The sequence below is a fragment of the Arthrobacter pullicola genome (assembly GCF_014836875.1).
GTDB lineage: Bacteria > Actinomycetota > Actinomycetes > Actinomycetales > Micrococcaceae > Arthrobacter_B > Arthrobacter_B pullicola.
Map to the genome: position 1 here is coordinate 139,162 of NZ_JACSQC010000007.1, position 20,739 is coordinate 159,900.

Sequence of the window (20,739 nt, forward strand, 5' to 3'; positions counted from 1 at the left end):
CCCCGGGCCCTGCTGGAAGTCCCAGGCTCACGGCATCGAAGTCAGGGCCACCACATGACGGTGCTGAGTCTGACTGGTGCTGAGCCTGAATGGTGCTGAGTCTGACTGGTGCTGCGCCTTACTGGTGTGGAGTCCTATTGGTGCTGCGTCTTACTGGCGAAGGATTCTCCTGAACCATTGAACCCCTCCCGGCTCTAATGTAACTTAGCTCACATATTCCTCTCAGTGATAAGGAATATCCACAATGTGGAAAGCCGACTTTGTGTACTCAATGGTGAGTGCCCGGCTGATGAGCTCAAAGGAGCATTCATTGGAAGAGAGAGTCGCAGAAGCTGGGAGTTCGAAGACCAGCCTCGGCCATCAGATTGAAGGCGCGTATCAGCGCATCGGCGTTACCGGGGCACACCGCCAGATCGTGGTGATGATTCTTCTGGGTGTGTTCTTCGATGCCCTGGAACAGAACGCTGTGGGAATCACCGGCCCCGTCCTGCGGGAGTCCTGGGGGCTGGGTGCGGGCGACATTGGGTTCCTGAACACCATGACCTTCACGGCCACAGCGCTCGGGCGCCTGGCAACCGGCCTGATCATGGATAAGTACGGCCGCCGGAACATGCTGATGATCAACCTGATTATCTTCGCCGGCGGATCGCTGTTGTGTGCCATAGCGCCGAACTACCCCGTTCTTGCTGCCGGCCGCTTCATTGTCGGGTTTGGCCTGGGCGGCGAAATTGCCGTCGCCGTGATCATGATGGCCGAGTTCTTCGCAGCAAAGCACCGCGGAACCGCCGTCGGCCTGATCAACGTGACCGCCGCGGGGCTTGGCAACATGCTGGCTCCAGCCTTCGGCATCCTCGTCTTTACTCTCTTCGACGGTCCCGATAAGTGGCGGTGGGTGTTCGGACTGCTCTTCATCCCAGCCCTCCTGGTGATGTTCTTCCGGCGGTATGTTCCGGAAACTCCCCGGTTCCTTGCCTCCCAGGGGCGGCTCGACGAAGCAAACCTCGTCATCACCCGGCTGGCGCGGAACAAACTTGCCGGTCGGATCGACGATCCGGATACCTACATCACCGCACTTCCGGGCCCTGCTGTCACCGAGTCCAAGGGACACTGGAAAGATGCACTGAGGGGGCGCCTGCTGAGGCGGACTGTGCTTATGTGCATCGCGGTGTGCATGTCTTATGCCGCTCAGATTTCCATGCTTACCCTCATGCCCACCATTCTGGTTTCCCGCGGCTATGAGGTGAACACCAGCCTCTGGTTCACCCTCATCATGCAGTCCGGGTCGCTTGTGGGTGCCTGCGCCGCAGCCTTCATGGCCAGCCGTCTTCCCCGCAAAAAGGTCCTTACCGGTGCGGCGGTTCTCGGTTGCGCAGCAGGGCTCTCCATGGCCTTCCTCGCATCAGACATCGTCTTCGTCGTTCTCTTCGGTGTCCTCTTTAACTTTGCGGTTATTATCCTCAACACGACAATCTGGCTGTTTGCCCCGGAGCTGTACCCAACCCGAACGCGTGGATTCGGTACGTCCATCATCCTGGCAGCCGGCTCACTCTCCGGCGGGCTGTTCCCCCTCATCTCCGGCATCATTTTTGATGCTGCCGGACTGATGGGTATGTTTACGGCCCTGGCGTGTCTGTTCATCGTTCTTGCCATCGTTGTCCAGTTCCCGCCTGAGACGTTCGGGCAGCCGCTGGAAGAGGACACTGATGAAGAAGAAGGAGCCATCTATGGGCACTAGGCCTGTCACCCCCGGTGGGGCCAAGGTGCTCCTGGTCAATCCGAACACGAATCAGGCGACGACGAACCTGATGGCAGGTATTGCCGCGGACATCCTTCGGCCCAGGGGATTAGAAGTGGTAGGCCTGACTGCCGCTGCCGGGCCGCAGATGATCCTCGATCCGGACTCCCTGGCAGAATCGGCACACCACGTGCAGGATGCTGTCTTCGGTTACCTGCAGGGTACTGACGCGCAGAATGTCAGGGCCGTGGTTGTCGCTGCCATTGGCGACCCTGGCAGGCAGGCACTGCAGGAAGCGCTGGAGATTCCGGTCATCGGAATCGGCCAGGCGTCCATCCTGTCAGCCTGCGGAGCAGGCCGCAGTTTTGGCATGGCCACCAGCACTCCGCTGCTGGCAGGCTCCCTGGCAGCTCTGGTGGAGGAACATGGCTGCGGCCAGTGGTTTACCGGCGTCAGGCTTACCGAATCAGCCCCCTTGGTCCTGGCCGCCGACCCCGAACGGCAGTTCCTTGAACTCGCAGAAGCAGTTCGGGAGGCCAGCCAGGACGACGGCGCGGAGTCGGTCATCATCGCCGGCGGACCGCTCAGCGAAACGGCACGCCGGCTGAGCCGGACCGGGATGGCCCGTATCGTCGAGCCGGTGCCGAGCGCCTGCGCGCAGGTTCTGCAGGACGTTGCTCCCGGCGCCGATGCGGCTCAGGGGTACCTCTCCCGGTAGTGAGCGCAAAGAACCGGGCAGAATGAATAGCCGGGTCGAACGGCCATCCGGGCAAAACGAAGGCCCCTCCCAAAGGAGGGGCCTTCGCCAAGTCTGGAAATGCCGGTGCGGAATTACTCTTCCGAAGCGCCGGCCTTCTGGTGCAGACGTGCGCTTTCATCCTGCCACTCGGACGTCAGGGGCCGAAGGTTGGCCTCTACCGCCCGGGCATGATGAGCGCAGAAGAGCAGTTCCCCACCGGAGGATTCGAGTACCGCACGAACGTATGCCTGTGCACCGCAGCGGTCACAGCGGTCCAGCGTATTGAGATGACGGGTAGCAACTGCTGCTGTCATGAGTGCCTCCTTAAGGGTGTTGATACTTCATATAACCACCTTTGCGCCAAAAGCCTTTCCAACAGGCCGCGGCTTTCGCTCTGCGCGTAGGAATCGGGATGCCGCACGCACCCGGCAGGGCGGGGTGACCGCGGGGAAACGGCGGGGCGGCTGAGTCGCTGGCAGCCGGAGTCACCGCCGGGCATTAACCTAGATAGAGGCCGGTTCCCGCCGGCTGCCCAGCCGCAAGGCTATCCGCCGTACAACAGGCCGCACCCCGGCCCGAGGAGTTCAGCACAAGTGGTTCCCCTGGATACTGAGTACAACGCCCGACACCTTTCCGTGCTCGAGGGCCTGGAAGCCGTGCGTAAGCGGCCCGGCATGTACATCGGCTCCACCGACTCCCGCGGGCTGATGCACTGCCTTTGGGAGATCATCGACAACTCCGTGGACGAGGCCCTGGCAGGCCACGGCCAGAGCATCCGGATCATCCTGCACGCGGACAACTCCGTGGAAATCCACGACGACGGCCGCGGCATCCCGGTGGACATCGAACCCAAGACCGGGCTCTCCGGCGTCGAGGTCGTGTTCACCAAGCTCCATGCCGGCGGCAAATTCGGCGGCGGCTCCTACGCCGCCTCCGGCGGCCTGCACGGCGTCGGCGCATCAGTGGTCAATGCCCTCTCTTCCCGGCTTGATGTCCAGGTGGACCGGGCAGGCAAGACGTATCAGATGACGTTCCGCCGCGGAGAGCCGGGAGTTTTCGCTGACACCGGCTCCAAGCCGTCCCCGGACGCGAAGTTCACGCCCTTCCTTGAGAGTTCCAAACTGGAAGTGGTCGGAAAGGCCAAGCGCGGAGTGACCGGCACCCGGATCCGGTACTGGGCCGACCGACAGATCTTTACCCCGGACGCTAAATTCTCCTACCCGGAGCTGGAGGCACGCGCCCGCCAGACGTCCTTCCTGGTGCCGGGCCTGCGTATTACCCTGCGCGACGAACGCCGGCTTCCCGGTACACCGGGTGCGGACGGTCCTGTCGAAGAGGTTTTCCACCACGACGGCGGCATCTCCGAGTTTGTCGACTTCCTCGCTGCGGATGCCCCGGTCACTGACATCTGGCGGCTGCACGGCACCGGCAAGTTCAAGGAATCGGTTCCGGTGCTCGACGAGCGCGGGCACAGCCAGATTACCGAACTGGAACGCGACTGTGAGGTGGACATTGCCCTGCGCTGGGGGATTGGCTACGAAACCAACGTGCGCAGCTTCGTCAACATCATCGCCACGCCGAAGGGCGGTACACACCAGGCCGGCTTCGAGCAGGCACTGCTCAAAACCTTCCGTAAGGTCATCGAGGCCAACGCACGCAAACTCAAGGCGGGCAGCGACAAGATCGAGAAGGACGACGTTTTTGCGGGCCTCACCGCAGTTCTCACCGTCCGGCTGGCCGAACCGCAGTTCGAGGGCCAGACCAAGGAGATCCTGGGTACCTCTGCCGTCCGGGCCATCGTGTCCAAAGTTGTTGAAAAGGAAATCACGGCCCGGCTGAATTCCACGGCCCGCGGAGACAAGGCCCAGGCAGCCCAGCTGCTGGAAAAAGTCGTCTCGGAAATGAAGTCCCGCATCTCCGCCCGCGTGCACAAGGAGACCCAGCGCCGCAAGAACGCGCTGGAGACTTCCTCCATGCCGGTCAAGCTGGCCGACTGCCGCATCGATGACCCGGAGCGTTCGGAACTGTTCATCGTGGAAGGTGACTCGGCGCTGGGTACAGCCAAGATGGCCCGCTCCTCGGATTACCAGGCGCTGCTGCCAATCCGCGGCAAGATCCTCAACGTGCAGAAGGCCTCCGTGGCGGACATGCTCTCCAACGCCGAATGCGCGGCCTTGATCCAGGTGGTCGGCGCGGGCTCGGGACGCAGTTTCCAGCTCGATGCGCGCCGCTACGGCAAGGTGATTTTCATGACCGACGCCGACGTCGACGGAGCCCACATCCGTACCCTGCTCCTCACGCTGTTTTTCCGGTACATGCGCCCGCTGGTTGAAGACGGCCGTGTTTATGCTGCTGTTCCGCCCCTGCACCGGGTAGAGGTCATCAACCATGGCTCAAAAGCCAACGAGATGGTCTACACCTACAGCGAGAAGGAGCTGCACCAGCTGCTTTCCCGGCTGGAGAAGGAAGGCAAGCGCTACAAGGAACCAATCCAGCGCTATAAGGGGCTGGGCGAAATGGACGCAGATCAGCTTGCCGAGACCACCATGGATCCGCGCCACCGTACGCTGCGCCGGATCCGTCTTAGCGAGGCAGCCGAAGCTAACCAGCACGTGGACGAAGCCACCTTCGAACTGCTCATGGGCAGCGATGTAGCTCCGCGCAAGGACTTCATCATTGCGGGGGCTGCCATGCTGGACCGGGACCGGATCGACGCCTAGGGGCTGGAGCCTGCCCCAGCGCAGATGTGAGCCTAGTGAATCAGGCCGGGTGCGAACAGGAGCACGGTAGGCACCGCCAGGAGCAGCACGGAGCACGCCCGGATGAGCAGGCTCGCCCATTGTGCGAGCGGCGGCTGCGGTGTGAGCAACCGGCTCAGCCGCCCGGCCATGCCCACGGTCTCCGTGCTGCCGCCGCCGGCGACCGCGGCGGTGCTGACTGCCGGGATGCTGGCGGGGGATTCAGCCCCGGATCCCGATCCCACGATGGCTACGGCCCGGATGAGGGTCTGGCGGTCCACCTTCTTCAGTGCTTCGTCGTCGGCCAGCATTTCGATCAGCTCGTTGACGGACCGCTGGGCCAGCTGGGATGTCGGCAGCCACGGAAGTGCGGCCCGCCAGGCGGCAAAGGCCCACAGCAGCAGGTGGTGGCGCTGGCTCAGGTGAGCCTTCTCATGCGTCATGACCGCGGACAACTCCGACTCGGTGAGGATGTCCATCAGCCCATCGGACAGCACTGTCACGGACTGCGCTCCACCCGGAAGGCAGTACGCCACCGGCGAGGGATGCTGGATGACCAGGGTTGCGGGTGCGTCCTGGGAAGGCGAGCTGAGCAGGTTGAGCATGTCCCGGTGGCGGCGCCGCGCGGTCTGGATGCGGTAAAACGTCAGCAGCAGCGTAAAGACCAGGTGGGCCGAGAGCAGCAGTGCTGCGCTGATGGCGAAAACATGGACCAGGCCGAGGGTCTCGGCCGGCCGGCGCTGGATCAGGATGTCCCAGAGGGCGGCGATGCCCTGCGCGAGATTTTCGCCTATGGGTTCAAGGCCCCACGTCAGCATCGCGCCGATCATTGACAGGCCGCCGGCAAGGGCGATTGCCTGCCACAGCATCATCGCCGTAAAGGGGGAGCGCGCCGGCCATTTGGCGCGCGAAAGCACCACGGGCACAGGCCAGGCAAGGATTATCGCCAGCCCGGCAAGGAAGTAGGAAGCCCAGAACATATGGCGCGCTGTCCCGCCGGACTAGGCGCCTTCCAGCAGCTTGCGCAGGGTCTCGGCTTCGGTAGCAGAGACGGAGCCAACGAACCGGGCGAGAACCGCCTCGCGGTCATTGGCTGACCCCAGAACCTCGTGCATCAGTTCGGCGGTGTGCTCCGCCCGGGAAGTCACAGCGCGGTAGCGGTGCGGGCGGATGTCGCGTTCGCGCGCCACCAGGCCCTTCTTCTCGAGCCGGGACAGGACTGTAAGCACAGTGGTGACAGCGAGGCCTTTGGCTTCGGCGCGCCCGGCGTCGTTCTGCGCGAGCTGTTCCCTCAGCTCATTGGCGGTGGCAGCCTCGGGGGACTCCCACAGCAGGTCCATCATCGCCCGTTCAAGCTCTCCGAGAGTCGCCATATTCCGTTCCTTCTTCATTCGGTCTTTCGTTGGGTCCCCGCCGGGGGCGTCCCCGGGCTGGATATCCGCCGAAGCCAGACCCAAATAGTTGTGACGAGAGGGTTAACAATACCGGCTTTTAGGACTAGTCTCTACGTCTTGTAGAAATAAGTCTCCAAAGTGTTCTACGATCTGTAGAAGAAACTTTTCTACTCGTTGTAGAACTTGCCTCAACTGAAGGATTCCTCACGTGGAAGCACTGGAGATTGCCCGCTGGCAATTCGGCATCACAACCGTCTATCACTTCCTGATGGTTCCACTGACCATCGGGCTCGGGCTGGTTGTAGCCTCGCTGCAGACCGCCTGGGTACGCACCGGCAAGGAAGAATACCTCCGCCTTACCAAGTTCTGGGGGAAGCTCTTCCTCATCAACTTCATCATGGGTGTAGCCACCGGGCTGGTGCAGGAATTCCAGTTCGGCATGGCCTGGAGCGAGTACAGCCGGTTCGTCGGCGACGTCTTTGGCGCGCCGCTGGCGCTGGAGTCCCTGCTCGCCTTCTTCACCGAGTCCGTGTTCCTTGGGCTGTGGATCTTTGGGTGGCAAAGGCTCCCGAAGAAACTGCATCTGGCCACGATCTGGCTGGCCACCGGGGCCTCGGCCCTGTCCGCCTACTTCATCCTGGCTGCCAACTCCTGGATGCAGCACCCGGTCGGAGTTGAACTGGTCGACGGCCGTGCCGTCATGACCGATATCTGGGCAGTCCTGACCAACAACACGCTGCTGGTTGCCTTCCCGCACACCATCACCGGCGCCTTTGCCGTCGCCGGCGGCTTCCTGCTGGGAATCTCCTGGTACCACCTGTGGAAGCGGCGCCGCGACGGCATCGACACTGTCGATGAAAACGGCCGCGTGGTCGTGGGCGAAAACGCTGCCATCGGGCGTGACAAGACGGACTACGCCGTGTGGATCAAGGCGCTGCGGGTTGGTGCCGCCGTCGCCCTCGTTGCCTTTGCCGGCACAGCGATCACCGGCGACCTGCAGGCCAAACTGATGTTCGAACAGCAGCCCATGAAGATGGCGGCAGCCGAAGCTGCCTGCCACAACGGCACCTCCTTCTCCGTCCTGTCCGTCGGCGATGTCGGCGCGCAGAACTGCGAGGATGTCAAGACCCTGATCGAGGTCCCCGGCCTGCTGTCCTTCCTGGCCAACGGCGACTTTGAGACCGAGGTCGACGGCGTCAACACCCTCATTCCGGAGTACCAGGAGAAGTACGGCACCCACCTGCCGGACGATCCGATGTACGGGGAGCAGGCCGGTGCCGAAATCAACTATCTCCCCGTGATGTCCGTGACGTACTGGGGCTTCCGGATCATGATCGGCTTCGGCGCCATCGCTGCTGCCGCCGCCGCCGTCGCCCTCTGGGTCACCCGCAAGGGCACGGTTCCGCAGTCCAAGTGGCTGATGCGCCTGGCCGTGTTCGGCATCCTGGCTCCGTTCGGCGCCAACAGCGCCGGCTGGATCTTCACCGAAATGGGCCGACAGCCGTTCGTCGTTGTGCCCAACCCCAGCTTCACGGGTATCGACAATGTCTTTATGTTCACCGCCGCGGCAGTCTCGCCGGGAGTGAGCCGGGCCGAGCTGCTGTTTTCCGTCATCTCCTTCACGGTGGTCTACCTGGCCCTGCTGGTCGTGGAGGTGAAACTGCTCTTCAAATACGTGCGGGGCGGGGTTCCCTCAGCGATGCCTGAGCTGGTCCACGCCGGCGATTCCGGCGACGGTCCGGATTCGGAGGATACTCCGGACAAACCAGGCGGACGGAAGTCCGACGACGTCCTTGATTTCGCCTACTAGCGCCACCGGAGACCGAAAATGACGCTTCCAACAATCTGGTTCATCGTTATCGCCTTCCTGTGGGTCGGCTATCTCTTCCTGGAAGGCTTCGACCTGGGCGTGGGCATGCTCATGAAGCTCTTTGCCCGCAATGAACGCGACCGCCGCGTGCTGCTGAACACCATCGGCCCCGTCTGGGACGGAAACGAGGTGTGGCTGATTACCGCCGGTGCCATGACGTTCGCGGCCTTCCCCTTCTGGTACGCAGCCCTGTTCTCGGCTCTCTACGTGCCGCTGGTACTGGTGCTGCTGGGACTGATTTTCCGCGCCGTGTCCATCGAATACCGCGGCAAGCACGATTCAGACCGCTGGCGGAGCCGCTGGGACTGGGCCATGTCGCTGGGTTCGTTTGTCAGCGCCTTCGGCGTCGGCGCCGCCCTGGCCCTGACTTCCACGGGCCTGCCGCTGAATGAAAACGGGGACCGCGTGGGTGGAGCCTTCGCCTGGCTCACCCCCTGGGCCGTCGTTGGCGGGCTCGCCGTGGTCGGTTTCAGCCTGATCCATGCCTGCGCCTTCCTCATGCTCAAGACCGACGGCGAAATCCGCGCCCGCGCCCGCCGCGCCCTGGTCCGCTGGCTTCCGCTGGGTATCCTGCCGCTGGCTGCCTGGGCCGTCGGCGTGCAGGTCCTCAACGGGGACGCCTTCTCGCTGGTGCCGCTGATTATCGCTGTTGTTGCCGTGGTGATTGCCTGGCGCATGGCCCACCTGGGCAAGGAAGGCCTGGCTTTCACCTTCCTGGGTCTGTTCCTGCTGGCCGGAGCCGTCTCGATTTTCGCGGCCATGTACCCCGTGGTGCTGCCGTCCACACTGGATTCCGCCTGGAACCTGACCGTCGAGAACGCGTCCTCCAGCCCCTACACCCTGCAGGTCATGACCTGGGTGTCCGTGTTCGGCCTGCCGATTGTGCTGCTCTACCAGGGCTGGACCTACTGGGTTTTCCGCAAGCGCGTTTCGGCTGACTCCATCCCTGCCGTCCATAAGGTCAACGCCCAGTGAAACCAGTCCTTCCCGTCAGCGCCACCAGCCGCCGGGCCCTCTACCTGCTGGGCCTGCTCGCGGCGGTGAAGGCCGCAGGCCTGGTCCTGCTTGCCACCGGCATCGCCGCCGGCATTGCAGGGCTGGCCGGCGGCGGCCCGGACTGGGGATACGTTGCAGCAACCGGAGTGTCCGGCGCGCTGCTGCGTTCCCTTGCCATGTGGGCCCAGGACACTGTGGCCCAGCGGGCCGCCGCGGGCGTGAAGGACGAACTGCGCAGCCAACTCACCAACCGCGTATTGGAAGACGGTGGATCGGTTCCCGGGATGGGCAGCGGTTCGCTCAGTGTGCTCCTGACCCGCGGCCTTGACGGACTGGACAACTATTACGCCAAGTACCTGCCCGCGCTGGTCACCTGTGCCGTGGTGCCGCTGCTGGTGGGCGCGCGCATCCTGGCAGCCGACTGGATCAGCGCCGTCGTGATTGTGCTGACCGTTCCGCTGGTACCGGTGTTTATGGTGCTGATCGGCCTGCACACCGGAGATAAGACTGCCAAGGCCATCGACGCGCTGAACCGGCTCTCGGACAACATGCTGGAACTGGCCAAGGGCCTTCCGGTGCTGGTCGGTCTGGGCCGCGCCCAGGCACAGACCCGTGCGCTCCGCGACGTCGCCGACCGGTACCGTAAGACCACCCTGGAAACGCTGCGGGTCGCTTTCCTCTCCTCCCTCGCGCTGGAACTCATTGCGACCATCTCCGTGGCCGTGGTGGCCGTCTTCATCGGCGTCCGCCTGGTTCACGGAGACATGCCGCTGGAAATGGGGCTCCTGGCACTGATCCTGGCGCCGGAGTGCTACCAGCCGCTGCGTGACCTGGGAACCGCGCACCACGCCAGCGAAGACGGGCTGGAAGCCCTGAAGCGGACCAATGCTGTTTTGGATGCTCCCGCAGCCAAACCGCTTTCCCGCTCAGCCAACGGAACCGGACACACCGCCGGCCCCGGACTAAGTGTCAGGGGACTGACCGTCCGCTATCCCGGTCGTGCCGAACCCGTGCTCAAGGGCCTGGAGTTCACAGTGCCCCAGGGAAGCATCGCCGCACTGACCGGTCCCAGCGGCAGCGGAAAGACCACGGTCCTGGAAATCCTGGCTGGCCTGCGCCGCAGCGGTTCCGGGACCGAAATCTCCGGAGCTGCAGAGGGAATCGACCGTGATGCCATCGCCTGGATCCCGCAGCACCCCGTACTTGTCGAGGACACCGTCGAGGCGGAGCTTGGCCTGTACTCCGGACTGGCCGACCCGGGCGAGCGGCGCCGGGCCGCGCGCCGCGCGCTGGCTGAAATCGGCGCAGCGCACCTGCTGGAGGCACAGTCCGGGGACCTCAGCCCCGGCGAGCAGCGCCGGGTTGCCGTTGCCCGGGCCATCGCCCGCATCCAGAACGGCTCCGGTGTCCGGGTCCTGCTGGCCGACGAGCCCACCGCGCACCTGGACTCCCGCAGCGCTGCCGCAGTCCGTGCTGCCCTGTCCCGCCTGCGGGGACACTGCACAGTCCTGCTCGTAGCCCACGATCCGGAAACCGCGGCCCTTGCAGACACCGTTATCTCCGTCTCCGGCAGCGTGAGCCCCGCCGGCGTCCTCCGGCAGGCCGCCGGGGAAGCAGACCCCGCCCCCCTGCGGCAGGAGGAGGCCCAGGTACCCGCCGGCCCCGCTGCCACGGACACGCAGGGCATCAAGCGCCAGCCGCTCTGGAAAAACCTGCTCATCCTTCGTCCATGGAGTCCCCGGTTCCTGCAGGCGCTGGCCTACGGCACCGGCGCCACCATCTTCGCCGTTGCCTTGAGCGCCCTGTCCGGATGGCTGATTGTCAGGGCTTCCGAGCAGCCGCCCATCCTCTACCTGCTGACAGCGATCGTCGGCGTCAGGTTCTTCGGAATCGGACGCGCCGTGCTGCGGTACCGCGAACGCCTGCACCTGCACGACGCCGTGTTCCGGGCCACCAACTCCATCCGCATCCGGCTCTGGAACGGGCTCCTGAACCGCCCCGAAGGCTGGCGCCGGCTGTCCCGCGGCGGCGGAGCGCTGGAACGGCTGGTGGGCGACGTCGATGAACTGCGCGATATCGCCCCCCGGGTGGTGTTTGCGCCGCTGACAGGCTTTGTGACCGCTGCCGCCGCGTGCGCGGCGACCTGGATCCTTGTGCCCGAGGCCATCTGGGTCCAGATCGGCCTCTGCCTGATCGGACTGGTGGGCTCGCCGCTGCTGGCCCACTGGGCTGATGCCTCCGCCCGTGCCCGGACGGTGACACTGCAGTCACGGGCCATGGCCGGAATGACCAAGCTGCTGGCTGCCGCACCGGACCTGGAAGGGAACAGCAGCTCAGGGCCGGTGCTTGAGCGTCAGCGAAGCTACGATTCAGCCGCCGCGCATGCCGTCCGCCGCAGTGCCTGGGCCCAGGGCCTGGCCAATGCAGTCACAGCTTTGGCCTGCGCCGGATCCGCACTGTGGATCATGACTCTTGCCCAGGACGCGCCTGCAACGGTCGCCGCAGTGATCGTGCTGATGCAGCTGGCGCTGCTGGAGTGCTTTGCCGCCGTAAACGGTTCCATCCAGCAGCTCGGTGCCTGGCGGATCCTCGGAGACAAGGTCCTTCCGGACCTGGGTTCCAGCGAGGTGGACCCGGGGACGGCCCCGGAGGCCGGACAATCAGCCGCAGAAGCGGCGGCGTTGGACTCCGGTCGGACAGCCCCCCGGCGGGCTGGAAGCCTTGAACTGCACGGTATCCACTACCGCTATCCCGGTGCCGCCGCCGATGTGCTCGATGGTGTGGACCTGGTCCTGAAGCCCGGCGACTGGCTGGCTGTCACCGGCGAATCCGGCAGCGGAAAATCCACGCTGCTCGGGGTGCTGCTTGGCTTCCTGGAGCCTCAGCGGGGCACCTTCCTCATCGACGGAGAACCTGCCTCGGACTTCCCGCGGGAGGGCCGCGGCATGGCCTGGTGCCCGCAGGAGGCGCACCTGTTCGATTCGACCCTGCGGGGGAACCTCCTGCTGGCGCGGGACCGCAGCAAGGCCCCGTCCACGGCCGAGATGCTGGAAGTCCTCGACGCCGTTGGCCTCGGGCAGCTGATTGCCGGCCTGGAGGACGGCCTGGACACTCGAATCGGCAACGGAGGCCACTTCCTCTCCGGCGGCCAGCGCCAGCGCCTTGCCGTCGCGCGGGCACTGCTGACGGAAGCCGACGTCGTGCTCCTGGACGAACCCACCGCGCACCTGGACCCGGCTGCCGGAAAGCAGCTGATGGCAGACCTGCGGAGCGGACTGAGCGGCAAGTCGGTGGTGGTGGTGACGCACAACCCGGCTGACGCGGCATGGTGCAGCCGGCGGCTCGAACTGGGTTCAGCACAGCGGAGTCTTGCCGTACGCTAAAGCGCATGACTGTCCCGGAAAACGTGCAGCGCCCTGGGCCGCAGACCGGTTTGATCTGGCGTCCCATCACCCCGGAGGACCTGGACGGCTGGTACGCGCTGATCCGCCGGATGGCTGAAGCGGACAAACCAGGCTGGGTGGAGGACCGGGCGGACCTGGAGCACATCCTCGCCCGTCCCAGTGATGACCCGGCACTGGATACGCTCCTCGGCCATGACAGCAAAGGAACAATCCGGGCCTTCGGTTCCGTGACCGCCAATCCGGGTTCCGGACGGGTCCTCGGTTTTGGCGGGGTTGACCCGCAGTGGCGCCGGCGCGGGATAGGTACAGCGGTCTACCGCTGGCAGGCGGCCCGCGCCCGGAATAGGATCACCGGCAAGGAAAAGGGCGCAGTGCTGCGCAGTTTCGCCGAGGAGAACAACGCATCACATGTGGCACTGCTTTCCTCCGTTGGAGCCAAAGTGGTGCGGTACTTCACGGAGATGACCCGGTCTCTGGCCGGGGATCTGCCCACCGTCCCGCTGCCGGAAGGAATGGAGTTCGTGACCTTTCGGGAGGAACTGTCCGAACGGTTCCGGCTCGCGCACAACGAGGCTTTCCTGGACCACTGGGGCAGTGAGCCCCGGGACGCACAGACGTGGAAGTTCACGGTCACCCACCCGCAGTTCCGTGCTGACTGGAGCTTTGCGGTGGTGGAAAAGTCCTCGGGCGGCGTAGCCGCGTACCAGCTGGCCAGCTTCGACCCGGAGACGAAGGAAATCTTCGGCTATACCGAGGGCTATACCGAGCTGCTGGGGGTGCTGCGGGACTGGCGCGGGATGAGGCTTGCACCGGCCATGCTTTCCGAGGCGATGCGCCGGTTCCGGGAGTCCGGGATGGAACACGCCGGACTTGGCGTGGATACGGAGAACCCCTCCGGGGCACTGCGGATCTATGAACAGCTGGGCTACACGCCGGTGAGCCGCCAGATCACTTTCGACCTGCCGCTTACCTGACCTGCCGCTTACCTGACCTGCCGGTGACGCCGGTGACGCTGAAAAGCAGCCGGGACTAGGCGGGAACCACCCAGATGGCCTCAGCGGCCGGCAGGCCGAGTTCCACCCGGCCGCCGCTGCGTTCCAGGGTGAGGGTACCTGCGTAAGCCTGGCGCTCGATGATGCTCAGCTCTGCATCGAGTCCCAGTCCCATACCGCCCAGATAACGCAGCAGTTCAGGGCTGTCGTCCGAAACCCGGGCAATCCGCAGCTGCCGGCCCGTCTCGCTCTGACTCAGCCGGGCTGCGTCCAGGGGCGGCAGGCTTCCGTCGCGGGCCGGAATCGGGTCCCCGTGCGGATCCCGCACCGGGTTGCCCAGCCGGACGGCCAGGGCCTCCACCATTTTGTCGGAGACCGCGTGTTCAAGGTTCTCCGCTTCGTCGTGCACCTCGTCCCAGCCGTAGCCCAGGTACTCCACGAGAAACGTCTCGATCAGCCGGTGCCTGCGGACCATGTTCACCGCAGCCAGTTCACCCTCGGCGGTCAGCGCGATTGAGCCGTAGCGGGCGTGGGCCAGGAACCCCTGCGCGGCCAGCTTCTTGACGGCTTCCGAAACGGAGGACGCGGAAAAACCGAGGTGGGCGGAGAGCGCGGACACGGTGACGGGTTCATCCGTCCATTCCTGTGCGGTCCAGATGACTTTGAGGTAATCCTCGCCGGCTGTGCTCAGTGCTTTCTTTCCCACGCGTCCCACCTTACGCCAGCGGCGCCCGCCCCCATGGATTGCAAGGGGAGCGGGCGCCGCCGGTGGATGAGGCAGTTAGTCCTGGGTGAGGGAGTCCACGAACTCCTGGTTCTCTTCCATCCAGGCCTTGACCACGGCTGAGTAGTCCTTGCCGCCGTCTTCACTGTTGAACATGGCGTTCTCGAGAGAGAACAGGGTTTCGGAATCCATGCTGAAGTCCCTGATCCACCCGGCCAGGGCCGGGAAGTCAGCCTCGAAGTCCTTGCTCGCGAAGGAATGGATGCCCTCAGCGTCGCCGAGGGTGCCCTTGGGATCCTCAAGATCCTTGATCGGGAAGGCGTCGTAGGCCCAGTGCGGACGCCACAGGGTGACGGCGATGTTCTCACCGTTGGCCGTAGCGCTCTTCAGCTCGGACAGCATCGCCGGCGTCGAGGAGGTCAGGTACTCCATCGACTCCAGGCCGTAACCGGGGATCACTTCGTTCGTGGTGGCTTCCGTCAGGCCCGCGGCAGGCTCGATGCCCACCAGCCGGTTGCCGAACAAATCCGCATTGGCAGCGAGTTCCTCGAGCGAGTCGATGGGGGCGTCCTCGTTGACGGCAATCGTCAGCTTGGCGTCCTCGTTCCAGGTGCCCAGGTCCACCATGTCTGCCCCGTACTGCTCCAGGTACGTGGCGTGGGTAATCGGCAGCCAGGTATCAAGGGAGAGGTCATAGTCACCGTTGGCCAGGCCGGCGTAGACCGTCCCCGGATCGGCATACTCGAGTTCGACGTCGTAGCCCTTGTCCTCCAGCACGGCCTTCCACAGCTCCGAGGCGGCAATGCCCTCGTCCCAGCCGTTGAAGACGCCGATCGTGAGGTCCTTCTTATCTCCGTTTTCCAGTCCGGAGCTGGCGTCGGCGTCGGCTCCGCAGCCGGCCAGGGCCAGGGCGGCCACGGACATGACGGCGGCGAGTTTAGTGAGGTTCTTCATTTGGTTCTTTCCTTTCGCGGCTGTGCAGGGATGCACAGGCTGTTTGAGGTCAGGAGACGCTGGTGGCCGCCGGAACGGGCTTTCCGACGCGGCTGCCAAAGCTGGAGGTCAGACGGTCCAGGTAGACGGCCAGGAGAACGACGGCGATGCCGGCTTCGAAGCCGAGTGCCGGATCCAGCCGGGTCAGGCTGGCCACCACGTCCTGTCCCAGCCCGCCGGCACCGACCATGCCGGCGATAACCACCATGGACAGGGAGAGCATGATGACCTGGTTGACGCCTGCCATGATGGTGGGCAGGGCCAGGGGCAGCTGGATCTGGCGCAGGATCCGGCCGGGTGTGGAACCGAAGGCCGCGCCGGCCTCCACCACTTCGGCGTCGACGCCGCGGATGCCGAGTTCGGTGAGGCGCACTCCCGGTGCCATGGCAAAGATGATGGTCGCCACGATGCCCGGCACCACGCCGACCCGGAAGATAATCAGTGCCGGAATCAGATAGACCATTGCGGGCATGGTCTGCATAAAGTCGAGCACCGGGCGGATCGCTGCGGAAGCCGCACGGGAGCGGGCGGCCAGGATGCCCAGCGGAATGCCGATGAGCACCGCAACCACACTCGCGACGAGCACCAGGGCCAGCGTTTCCATGGCGTTTTCCCACTGGTCCACACCGTAGATCAGCACGAATCCGGCAGCCATTCCGATGCCCAGCTTCCAGCCGCGGGCCAGCCAGGCCAGTCCGGCCAGGATGATCAGGACCGCCCAGAACGGAGGAGCCAGCAGAATCCACTCGAGGCCGTCGTAGGCACCGCGGAAGACGGTCCGGATGGTGTCAAAGACCGGCCCGAAGACCTCGGTCACCCAGTCCAGGGCCACCTCAATCCATTCGCCGAGGGGGATGCGGAAGCCATTCATGCGGGGTCTCCTGCCCGGGCGGAGGAATCAAGGGTTGCGGTCACGAGGTTTTCGGGCAGCGGAGGCGGCGGGGCGTCCACCACCGGAATGTCCGTGGTGGTGGAGGGGACATTGCCCAGGGCGGCCAGCAGGGTGACGCGCGGTACAGCACCAACAAGCCTGCCCGTGGCATCGATGACGGCAAGCGGAACCGGGCTCTCCACGGCCATACCGAACAGCTGGGCCAATGCGGTCTCGCCGTCCACCGGGTTGCCGGGACGGATCGCCGGAGCGAGGTCCGGACTGCGCTGTTCAACCAGTGCCATCACGTCCCGGTCGGTGACCGTTCCGAGGAAGGTGCGCCGGCGGTCGACGACGAACGCGGCTGACGTCTGCAGGTCACGCATGGTGCGCAGCGCGCCCCGCGGTCCGCCGGTGAGGGTCACAACGGAACGGGCGGGTTCCATGACGCTGGCAGCGGTCAGGACCCGGGTGCGGTCAACGTCCTGCACAAACTGGGCCACGTAGTCGTTGGCCGGGTGGCTCAGGATGTCATCGGGGGTGCCGATCTGGACAATTTCGCCGTCCTTCATCACGGCGATCCGGTCACCGAGGAACATGGCCTCATTCAGGTCATGGGTGATGAAGATGATGGTCTTCCCGAGGTCCTGCTGCAGGGAAACCAGCTGTTCCTGCATTTCCCGGCGGATCAGGGGATCCAGGGCGGAGAACGCCTCATCCATCAGCAGGATCCCGGTCTCGGAGGCCAGGGCCCGGGCCAGGCCGACGCGCTGCTGCATGCCGCCGGAGAGTTCCGACGGGTAGCGGCTGCCCCAGCTGTCCAGGCCCACCAGTTCCAGCACCTTGGCTGCGGCCTGGAGCCGTTCGGGCTTTGCCATGCCCTGGACTTCCAGCCCGTAGGCAGCGTTCTCCAGGACGGTGCGGTGCGGAAACAGCGCGAAGTGCTGGAAGACCATCGAGACCTGCTGCTGGCGTACCGCGCGCAGCTCCCTGTCGGAGATTTTTGACAGGTCCGTGCCCTGGATGGTGACTGAACCCGCCGTTGCGGGCTGAAGCCCGTTGAGGGTGCGCAGGAGGGTGGACTTTCCAGACCCGGAGAGCCCCATCACCACGAAAATTTCGCCCGCCTTGACCTCAAAGGAGGCATTGATAACCGCTGCCGTCCCCAAGCCCGCAACCTCGGACCGGGTGGCTCCGTCCCTGAGCCTGCGGACGGCTTCAGCGGGGCGTTTGCCGAAGACCTTGTAGACGTTCTCCACCTTCAGGACGGTGTCCCGGATGGTGTCGTTCTCACTCAATATCGTTCCCTTTCCATGCATGCCGGCACCGTAAATGCCAGCCCGCATGGGTTTCTGGTTCTGTGCTCAGCAACCTGCACTGGCCGGATTCGGCGTGGCAGGGACCCGGAGAGGCCGTTGGCAACCCTAACAATGATCAGTTCGCTACCGGCGTAATTTGGGGTGGTTCCTGCGGCGGGACGGTTCGTGGGTGTGCTCGCATTCCGCGCCCAGACTGGGAAGCACTGGAGTTATGGCATCGTGACCTGAAATACCCCTATGGGGTACGCCTGGAAGAGCGGAATGGAGGCAGGCGGAAATGGGTCCGGTGAGGCGGAAGGGGCAAAAAAAGCCGAAAAGAGGTGGCATGAAGCCCGGGAACGAGGCGCAAAAGCCGCGCCTATGAGACGAAAAAACCGCCTGCGCAGCTTCGACGGGTTACTCAGCTGCGCAGGCGGTCTGTGGCTTCTGTCTGCTCCGGCTATTCCGGCTGGCTGAGGCTGGGGCCGATGTGGTCCACAGGGCTGGCCAGGGGAACACCGGAACCGTCCCGCCGCCCGTGTTCAGTCGGCAGGGCCCGGGCTACACCGTTCGCCGCTGCGGCCTTGGCCGGCCCGTGACCGGCCCATGCGACCACCAGGGAGTCTTCGCCCTTGAGGAAGCGGTGTGCCCGCACGCCGGCGGTGGCGCGGCCCTTGGCCGGGTACTCCGCGAAGTCGGTGACCTTGACCGACCCTCCGGGGGTACCGGGCAGCGTTTCAGTGCCCGACGCGACCGTCACCACGACGGCGGCCGGATCGGAGTCGGCCACGACGCCAAAGAAGATGACTTCGTCGCCGTCGCTCAGCTTCATTCCGGCAACACCGCCGGCGGTCCTGCCCTGCGGGCGGACCAGTGACGCAGCGAAGCGCAGCAGCTGGGCTTCCTTTGTGGCAAAGACCAGCTGGTCGTCGTCGTTAGCGGCAACGGCAGCCCCAACCACTTCGTCTCCGGCCTTGAGCGTGATGGCTTCCCAGTCATCCCGGTTCAGCGGGTAATCGGGATTGAGCCGCTTCACCACGCCGTTGCGGGTTCCCAGCGCCAGGACAGTGTTCAGCGGCACCAGGCCGATCAGCTTCTCGCCCTTGGCGAGGGTCATGAAGTCCTTTGCCGGAACACCGCCGGCCAGGTTCGGCAGGCCGTTCGTCGGCGGAAGCGCAGGCATGTCCATGACCTGGACCCGGATCATCCGGCCGGAGGAGGTCACCGCGCCGATTTCACCGCGCGCCGTCGTCGCCACCACGGAGCGGAACACATCGTGCCGGGTGCGCTGGCCACCCTCAGCCAGCGGCTCCTGGTTGGCGGTGCGCGCCAGCTGGCCGGAAGCGGAAAGGACCACCCAGCAGGGATCATCGGGAATTTGAAGCGGGAGGACCGCCTTGGCCCCCTTGCCCGCCTTGACCGCGGCAGCTTCAGAGGCCAGGGGCGCGACCGCCTCGGATTCGAGCAGCACCGTCCGGCGCGGGGTTGCGTACTTGGCAGCCACCTCGCCGAGTTCATCGGAAACCAGTCCGCGGAGCCGTTCCTCCGAGTCCATGATGGCCTGGAGTTCCCCGATCGCTGCCTGCAGCTCTTCCTGCTCCCTTTCCAGCTCAAGCCGCGAGTACTTGGTGAGCTGGCGCAGGCGCAGCTCCAGGATGTGGTTCGCCTGGATTTCGGTGAGGTCGTAGATGGACATCAGGCGGGTCCGCGCTTCGGCGGTCTCATCCGAGCTGCGGATGACCTGGATGACCTCGTCAATGTCGACGATCGCGATCAGCAGGCCCTCGACCAGGTGCAGCCGGTCCTTCTTGCGTCCCAGCCGGTAGGCGGTGCGGCGGCGGACCACCCCCAGGCGGTGTGCCACGTAGACCTGGAGCAGTTCCACCAGGCCCAGTGTCCGCGGCTGGCCATCCACCAGGGTCACGTTGTTGATGCCGAAGGAATCTTCCATCGGGGTGTAGCGGTAGAGCTGGGCCAGGACGGCCTTGGGATTGAAGCCGTTCTTCAGCTCGATCACCAGGCGCAGGCCGTTCATGCGGTCCGTCAGGTCCACCACATCGGAAATGCCCTGCAGCTTCTTGGACGTGACGGCGTCCTTGATCTTCTCGACGACCTTTTCCGGCCCCACCATGTAGGGCAGTTCGGTGACGACCAGGCCGGTCCGGCGCGCACTGAGCTGCTCCACTTCGACCTTGGCCCGGGTCTTGAACGAACCGCGGCCGGTGGCGTACGCATCGCGGATGCCGTCCAGGCCCACGATGCGGCCGCCGGTGGGAAGGTCCGGTCCGGGGACAAACCGCATCAGGTCCTCGAGCGAGGCGCCCGGGTGCTTGATCAGGTGCTGGGTGGCGGCGATGACTTCGCCGAGGTTATGCGGCGCCATGTTCGTGGCCATGCCGACGGCGATGCCCGTGGTGCCGTTGACCAGCAGGTTTGGGAACGCGGCGGGCAGGACTTCCGGCTGCAGCAGCTGGTTGTCATAGTTGGGGACAAAGTCCACCACGTCTTCATCAAGGTGGTCGGTGAGGGTCAGTGCCGCCGCGGCCAGCCGGGCTTCGGTGTAACGGGAAGCAGCCGGACCATCGTCCAGGGAGCCGAAGTTGCCGTGCCCGTCAATCAGCGGCAGGCGCAGTGCCCAGTCCTGCGCCATGCGGACCATCGCATCGTAGATAGCGGAGTCGCCATGGGGGTGCAGCTTGCCCATGACCTCACCGACAACGCGTGCGCTTTTAACATGGCCGCGGTCCGGACGCAGGCCCATCTCCGCCATCATGTACAAAATGCGGCGCTGCACCGGTTTGAGGCCGTCGCGCGCATCGGGAAGGGCGCGGGAATAGATCACCGAGTATGCGTACTCGAGGAAAGATTCCTCCATCTCGGTGGAAACATCGATGTCGATGATGTTCTCGGCGATGGGTTCGCCGGGAGGGGGTGCGGAGGCGGAGCGCCGGGCCATGGAGTTGTTGCGTCCTTGCGGTTGTCGGT

Annotated in this window: 15 protein-coding genes; 7 read left to right on the top strand and 8 right to left on the bottom strand. The window is 65.0% G+C overall.

Annotated features, from left to right (window positions below; translation table 11 throughout):
- Positions 1 to 310 precede the first annotated feature (310 nt).
- Both H9638_RS14465 and H9638_RS14470 read left to right on the top strand, forming a co-directional pair.
- Positions 311 to 1,735 carry an MFS transporter gene (locus H9638_RS14465; RefSeq protein WP_191748528.1) on the top strand — a complete coding sequence of 475 codons (1,425 nt, stop codon included), beginning with the start codon at positions 311 to 313 and terminating at the stop codon, positions 1,733 to 1,735.
- On the top strand, positions 1,725 to 2,453 hold the full coding sequence (locus H9638_RS14470; protein ID WP_191748530.1) for an aspartate/glutamate racemase family protein: 729 nt from the start codon (positions 1,725 to 1,727) through the stop codon (positions 2,451 to 2,453). The genes H9638_RS14465 and H9638_RS14470 overlap by 11 nt, the downstream gene beginning before the upstream one ends.
- Positions 2,454 to 2,566: 113 nt before the next feature.
- Here the strand turns inward: H9638_RS14470 and H9638_RS14475 are convergent, their stop codons facing one another.
- Positions 2,567 to 2,788 (bottom strand): DUF7455 domain-containing protein, encoded by a 222-nt coding sequence (locus H9638_RS14475; RefSeq protein ID WP_191748532.1) that lies wholly within the window; start codon positions 2,786 to 2,788, stop codon positions 2,567 to 2,569.
- 279 nt (positions 2,789 to 3,067) lie between these two features.
- Between H9638_RS14475 and H9638_RS14480 the strand changes: the two genes are divergently transcribed.
- Positions 3,068 to 5,194 (top strand): DNA gyrase/topoisomerase IV subunit B, encoded by a 2,127-nt coding sequence (locus tag H9638_RS14480; RefSeq protein WP_191748534.1) that lies wholly within the window; start codon positions 3,068 to 3,070, stop codon positions 5,192 to 5,194.
- A 32-nt stretch (positions 5,195 to 5,226) separates the two neighbouring features.
- Here the strand turns inward: H9638_RS14480 and H9638_RS14485 are convergent, their stop codons facing one another.
- Both H9638_RS14485 and H9638_RS14490 read right to left on the bottom strand, forming a co-directional pair.
- Positions 5,227 to 6,192, bottom strand: coding sequence for a M56 family metallopeptidase (locus H9638_RS14485; protein ID WP_191748536.1), 966 nt, complete (start codon positions 6,190 to 6,192; stop codon positions 5,227 to 5,229).
- Positions 6,193 to 6,213: 21 nt separating this feature from the next.
- Positions 6,214 to 6,585 carry a BlaI/MecI/CopY family transcriptional regulator gene (locus tag H9638_RS14490; protein WP_191748538.1) on the bottom strand — a complete coding sequence of 124 codons (372 nt, stop codon included), beginning with the start codon at positions 6,583 to 6,585 and terminating at the stop codon, positions 6,214 to 6,216.
- A 229-nt stretch (positions 6,586 to 6,814) separates the two neighbouring features.
- On the opposite strand from H9638_RS14490, the gene H9638_RS14495 reads away from it, so the two are divergent.
- Genes H9638_RS14495 through H9638_RS14510 form a run of 4 tightly spaced genes read left to right on the top strand, consistent with a single transcriptional unit; the run spans position 6,815 to position 13,850 of the window.
- Entirely contained in the window at positions 6,815 to 8,416 is a 1,602-nt protein-coding gene (locus H9638_RS14495; RefSeq protein ID WP_191748540.1) for a cytochrome ubiquinol oxidase subunit I, read from the top strand.
- Positions 8,417 to 8,434: 18 nt separating this feature from the next.
- Positions 8,435 to 9,451: a cytochrome d ubiquinol oxidase subunit II gene (gene cydB / locus H9638_RS14500; RefSeq protein WP_191748542.1), complete on the top strand. Its 1,017-nt coding sequence runs from the start codon at positions 8,435 to 8,437 to the stop codon at positions 9,449 to 9,451.
- A complete protein-coding gene (gene cydD / locus H9638_RS17110; protein ID WP_191748544.1) occupies positions 9,448 to 12,855 on the top strand; it encodes a thiol reductant ABC exporter subunit CydD in 3,408 nt (1,135 codons plus the stop codon). The genes cydB and cydD overlap by 4 nt, the downstream gene beginning before the upstream one ends.
- Positions 12,856 to 12,860: 5 nt before the next feature.
- The gene (locus tag H9638_RS14510) at positions 12,861 to 13,850 is read left to right on the top strand and encodes a GNAT family N-acetyltransferase (protein ID WP_225217451.1); all 990 of its coding nucleotides are present in this window, start codon (positions 12,861 to 12,863) and stop codon (positions 13,848 to 13,850) included.
- A gap of 55 nt (positions 13,851 to 13,905) precedes the next feature.
- Here H9638_RS14510 and H9638_RS14515 read toward each other — a convergent pair whose 3' ends face one another.
- The 5 genes from H9638_RS14515 to H9638_RS14535 all read right to left on the bottom strand — a co-directional run bounded on the left by H9638_RS14515 (position 13,906) and on the right by H9638_RS14535 (position 20,710).
- The gene (locus tag H9638_RS14515; protein ID WP_318241894.1) at positions 13,906 to 14,574 is read right to left on the bottom strand and encodes a metal-dependent transcriptional regulator; all 669 of its coding nucleotides are present in this window, start codon (positions 14,572 to 14,574) and stop codon (positions 13,906 to 13,908) included.
- Positions 14,575 to 14,649: 75 nt separating this feature from the next.
- Complete coding sequence (locus H9638_RS14520) at positions 14,650 to 15,546, bottom strand: glycine betaine ABC transporter substrate-binding protein (RefSeq protein WP_191748548.1); 897 nt, start codon at positions 15,544 to 15,546, stop codon at positions 14,650 to 14,652.
- 49 nt (positions 15,547 to 15,595) lie between these two features.
- On the bottom strand, positions 15,596 to 16,456 hold the full coding sequence (locus H9638_RS14525) for an ABC transporter permease (RefSeq protein ID WP_191748550.1): 861 nt from the start codon (positions 16,454 to 16,456) through the stop codon (positions 15,596 to 15,598).
- The gene (locus H9638_RS14530; RefSeq protein ID WP_225217452.1) at positions 16,453 to 17,754 is read right to left on the bottom strand and encodes a quaternary amine ABC transporter ATP-binding protein; all 1,302 of its coding nucleotides are present in this window, start codon (positions 17,752 to 17,754) and stop codon (positions 16,453 to 16,455) included. The genes H9638_RS14525 and H9638_RS14530 overlap by 4 nt, the downstream gene beginning before the upstream one ends.
- A gap of 460 nt (positions 17,755 to 18,214) precedes the next feature.
- Entirely contained in the window at positions 18,215 to 20,710 is a 2,496-nt protein-coding gene (locus H9638_RS14535; RefSeq protein ID WP_191748553.1) for a DNA gyrase/topoisomerase IV subunit A, read from the bottom strand.
- Positions 20,711 to 20,739 lie beyond the last annotated feature (29 nt).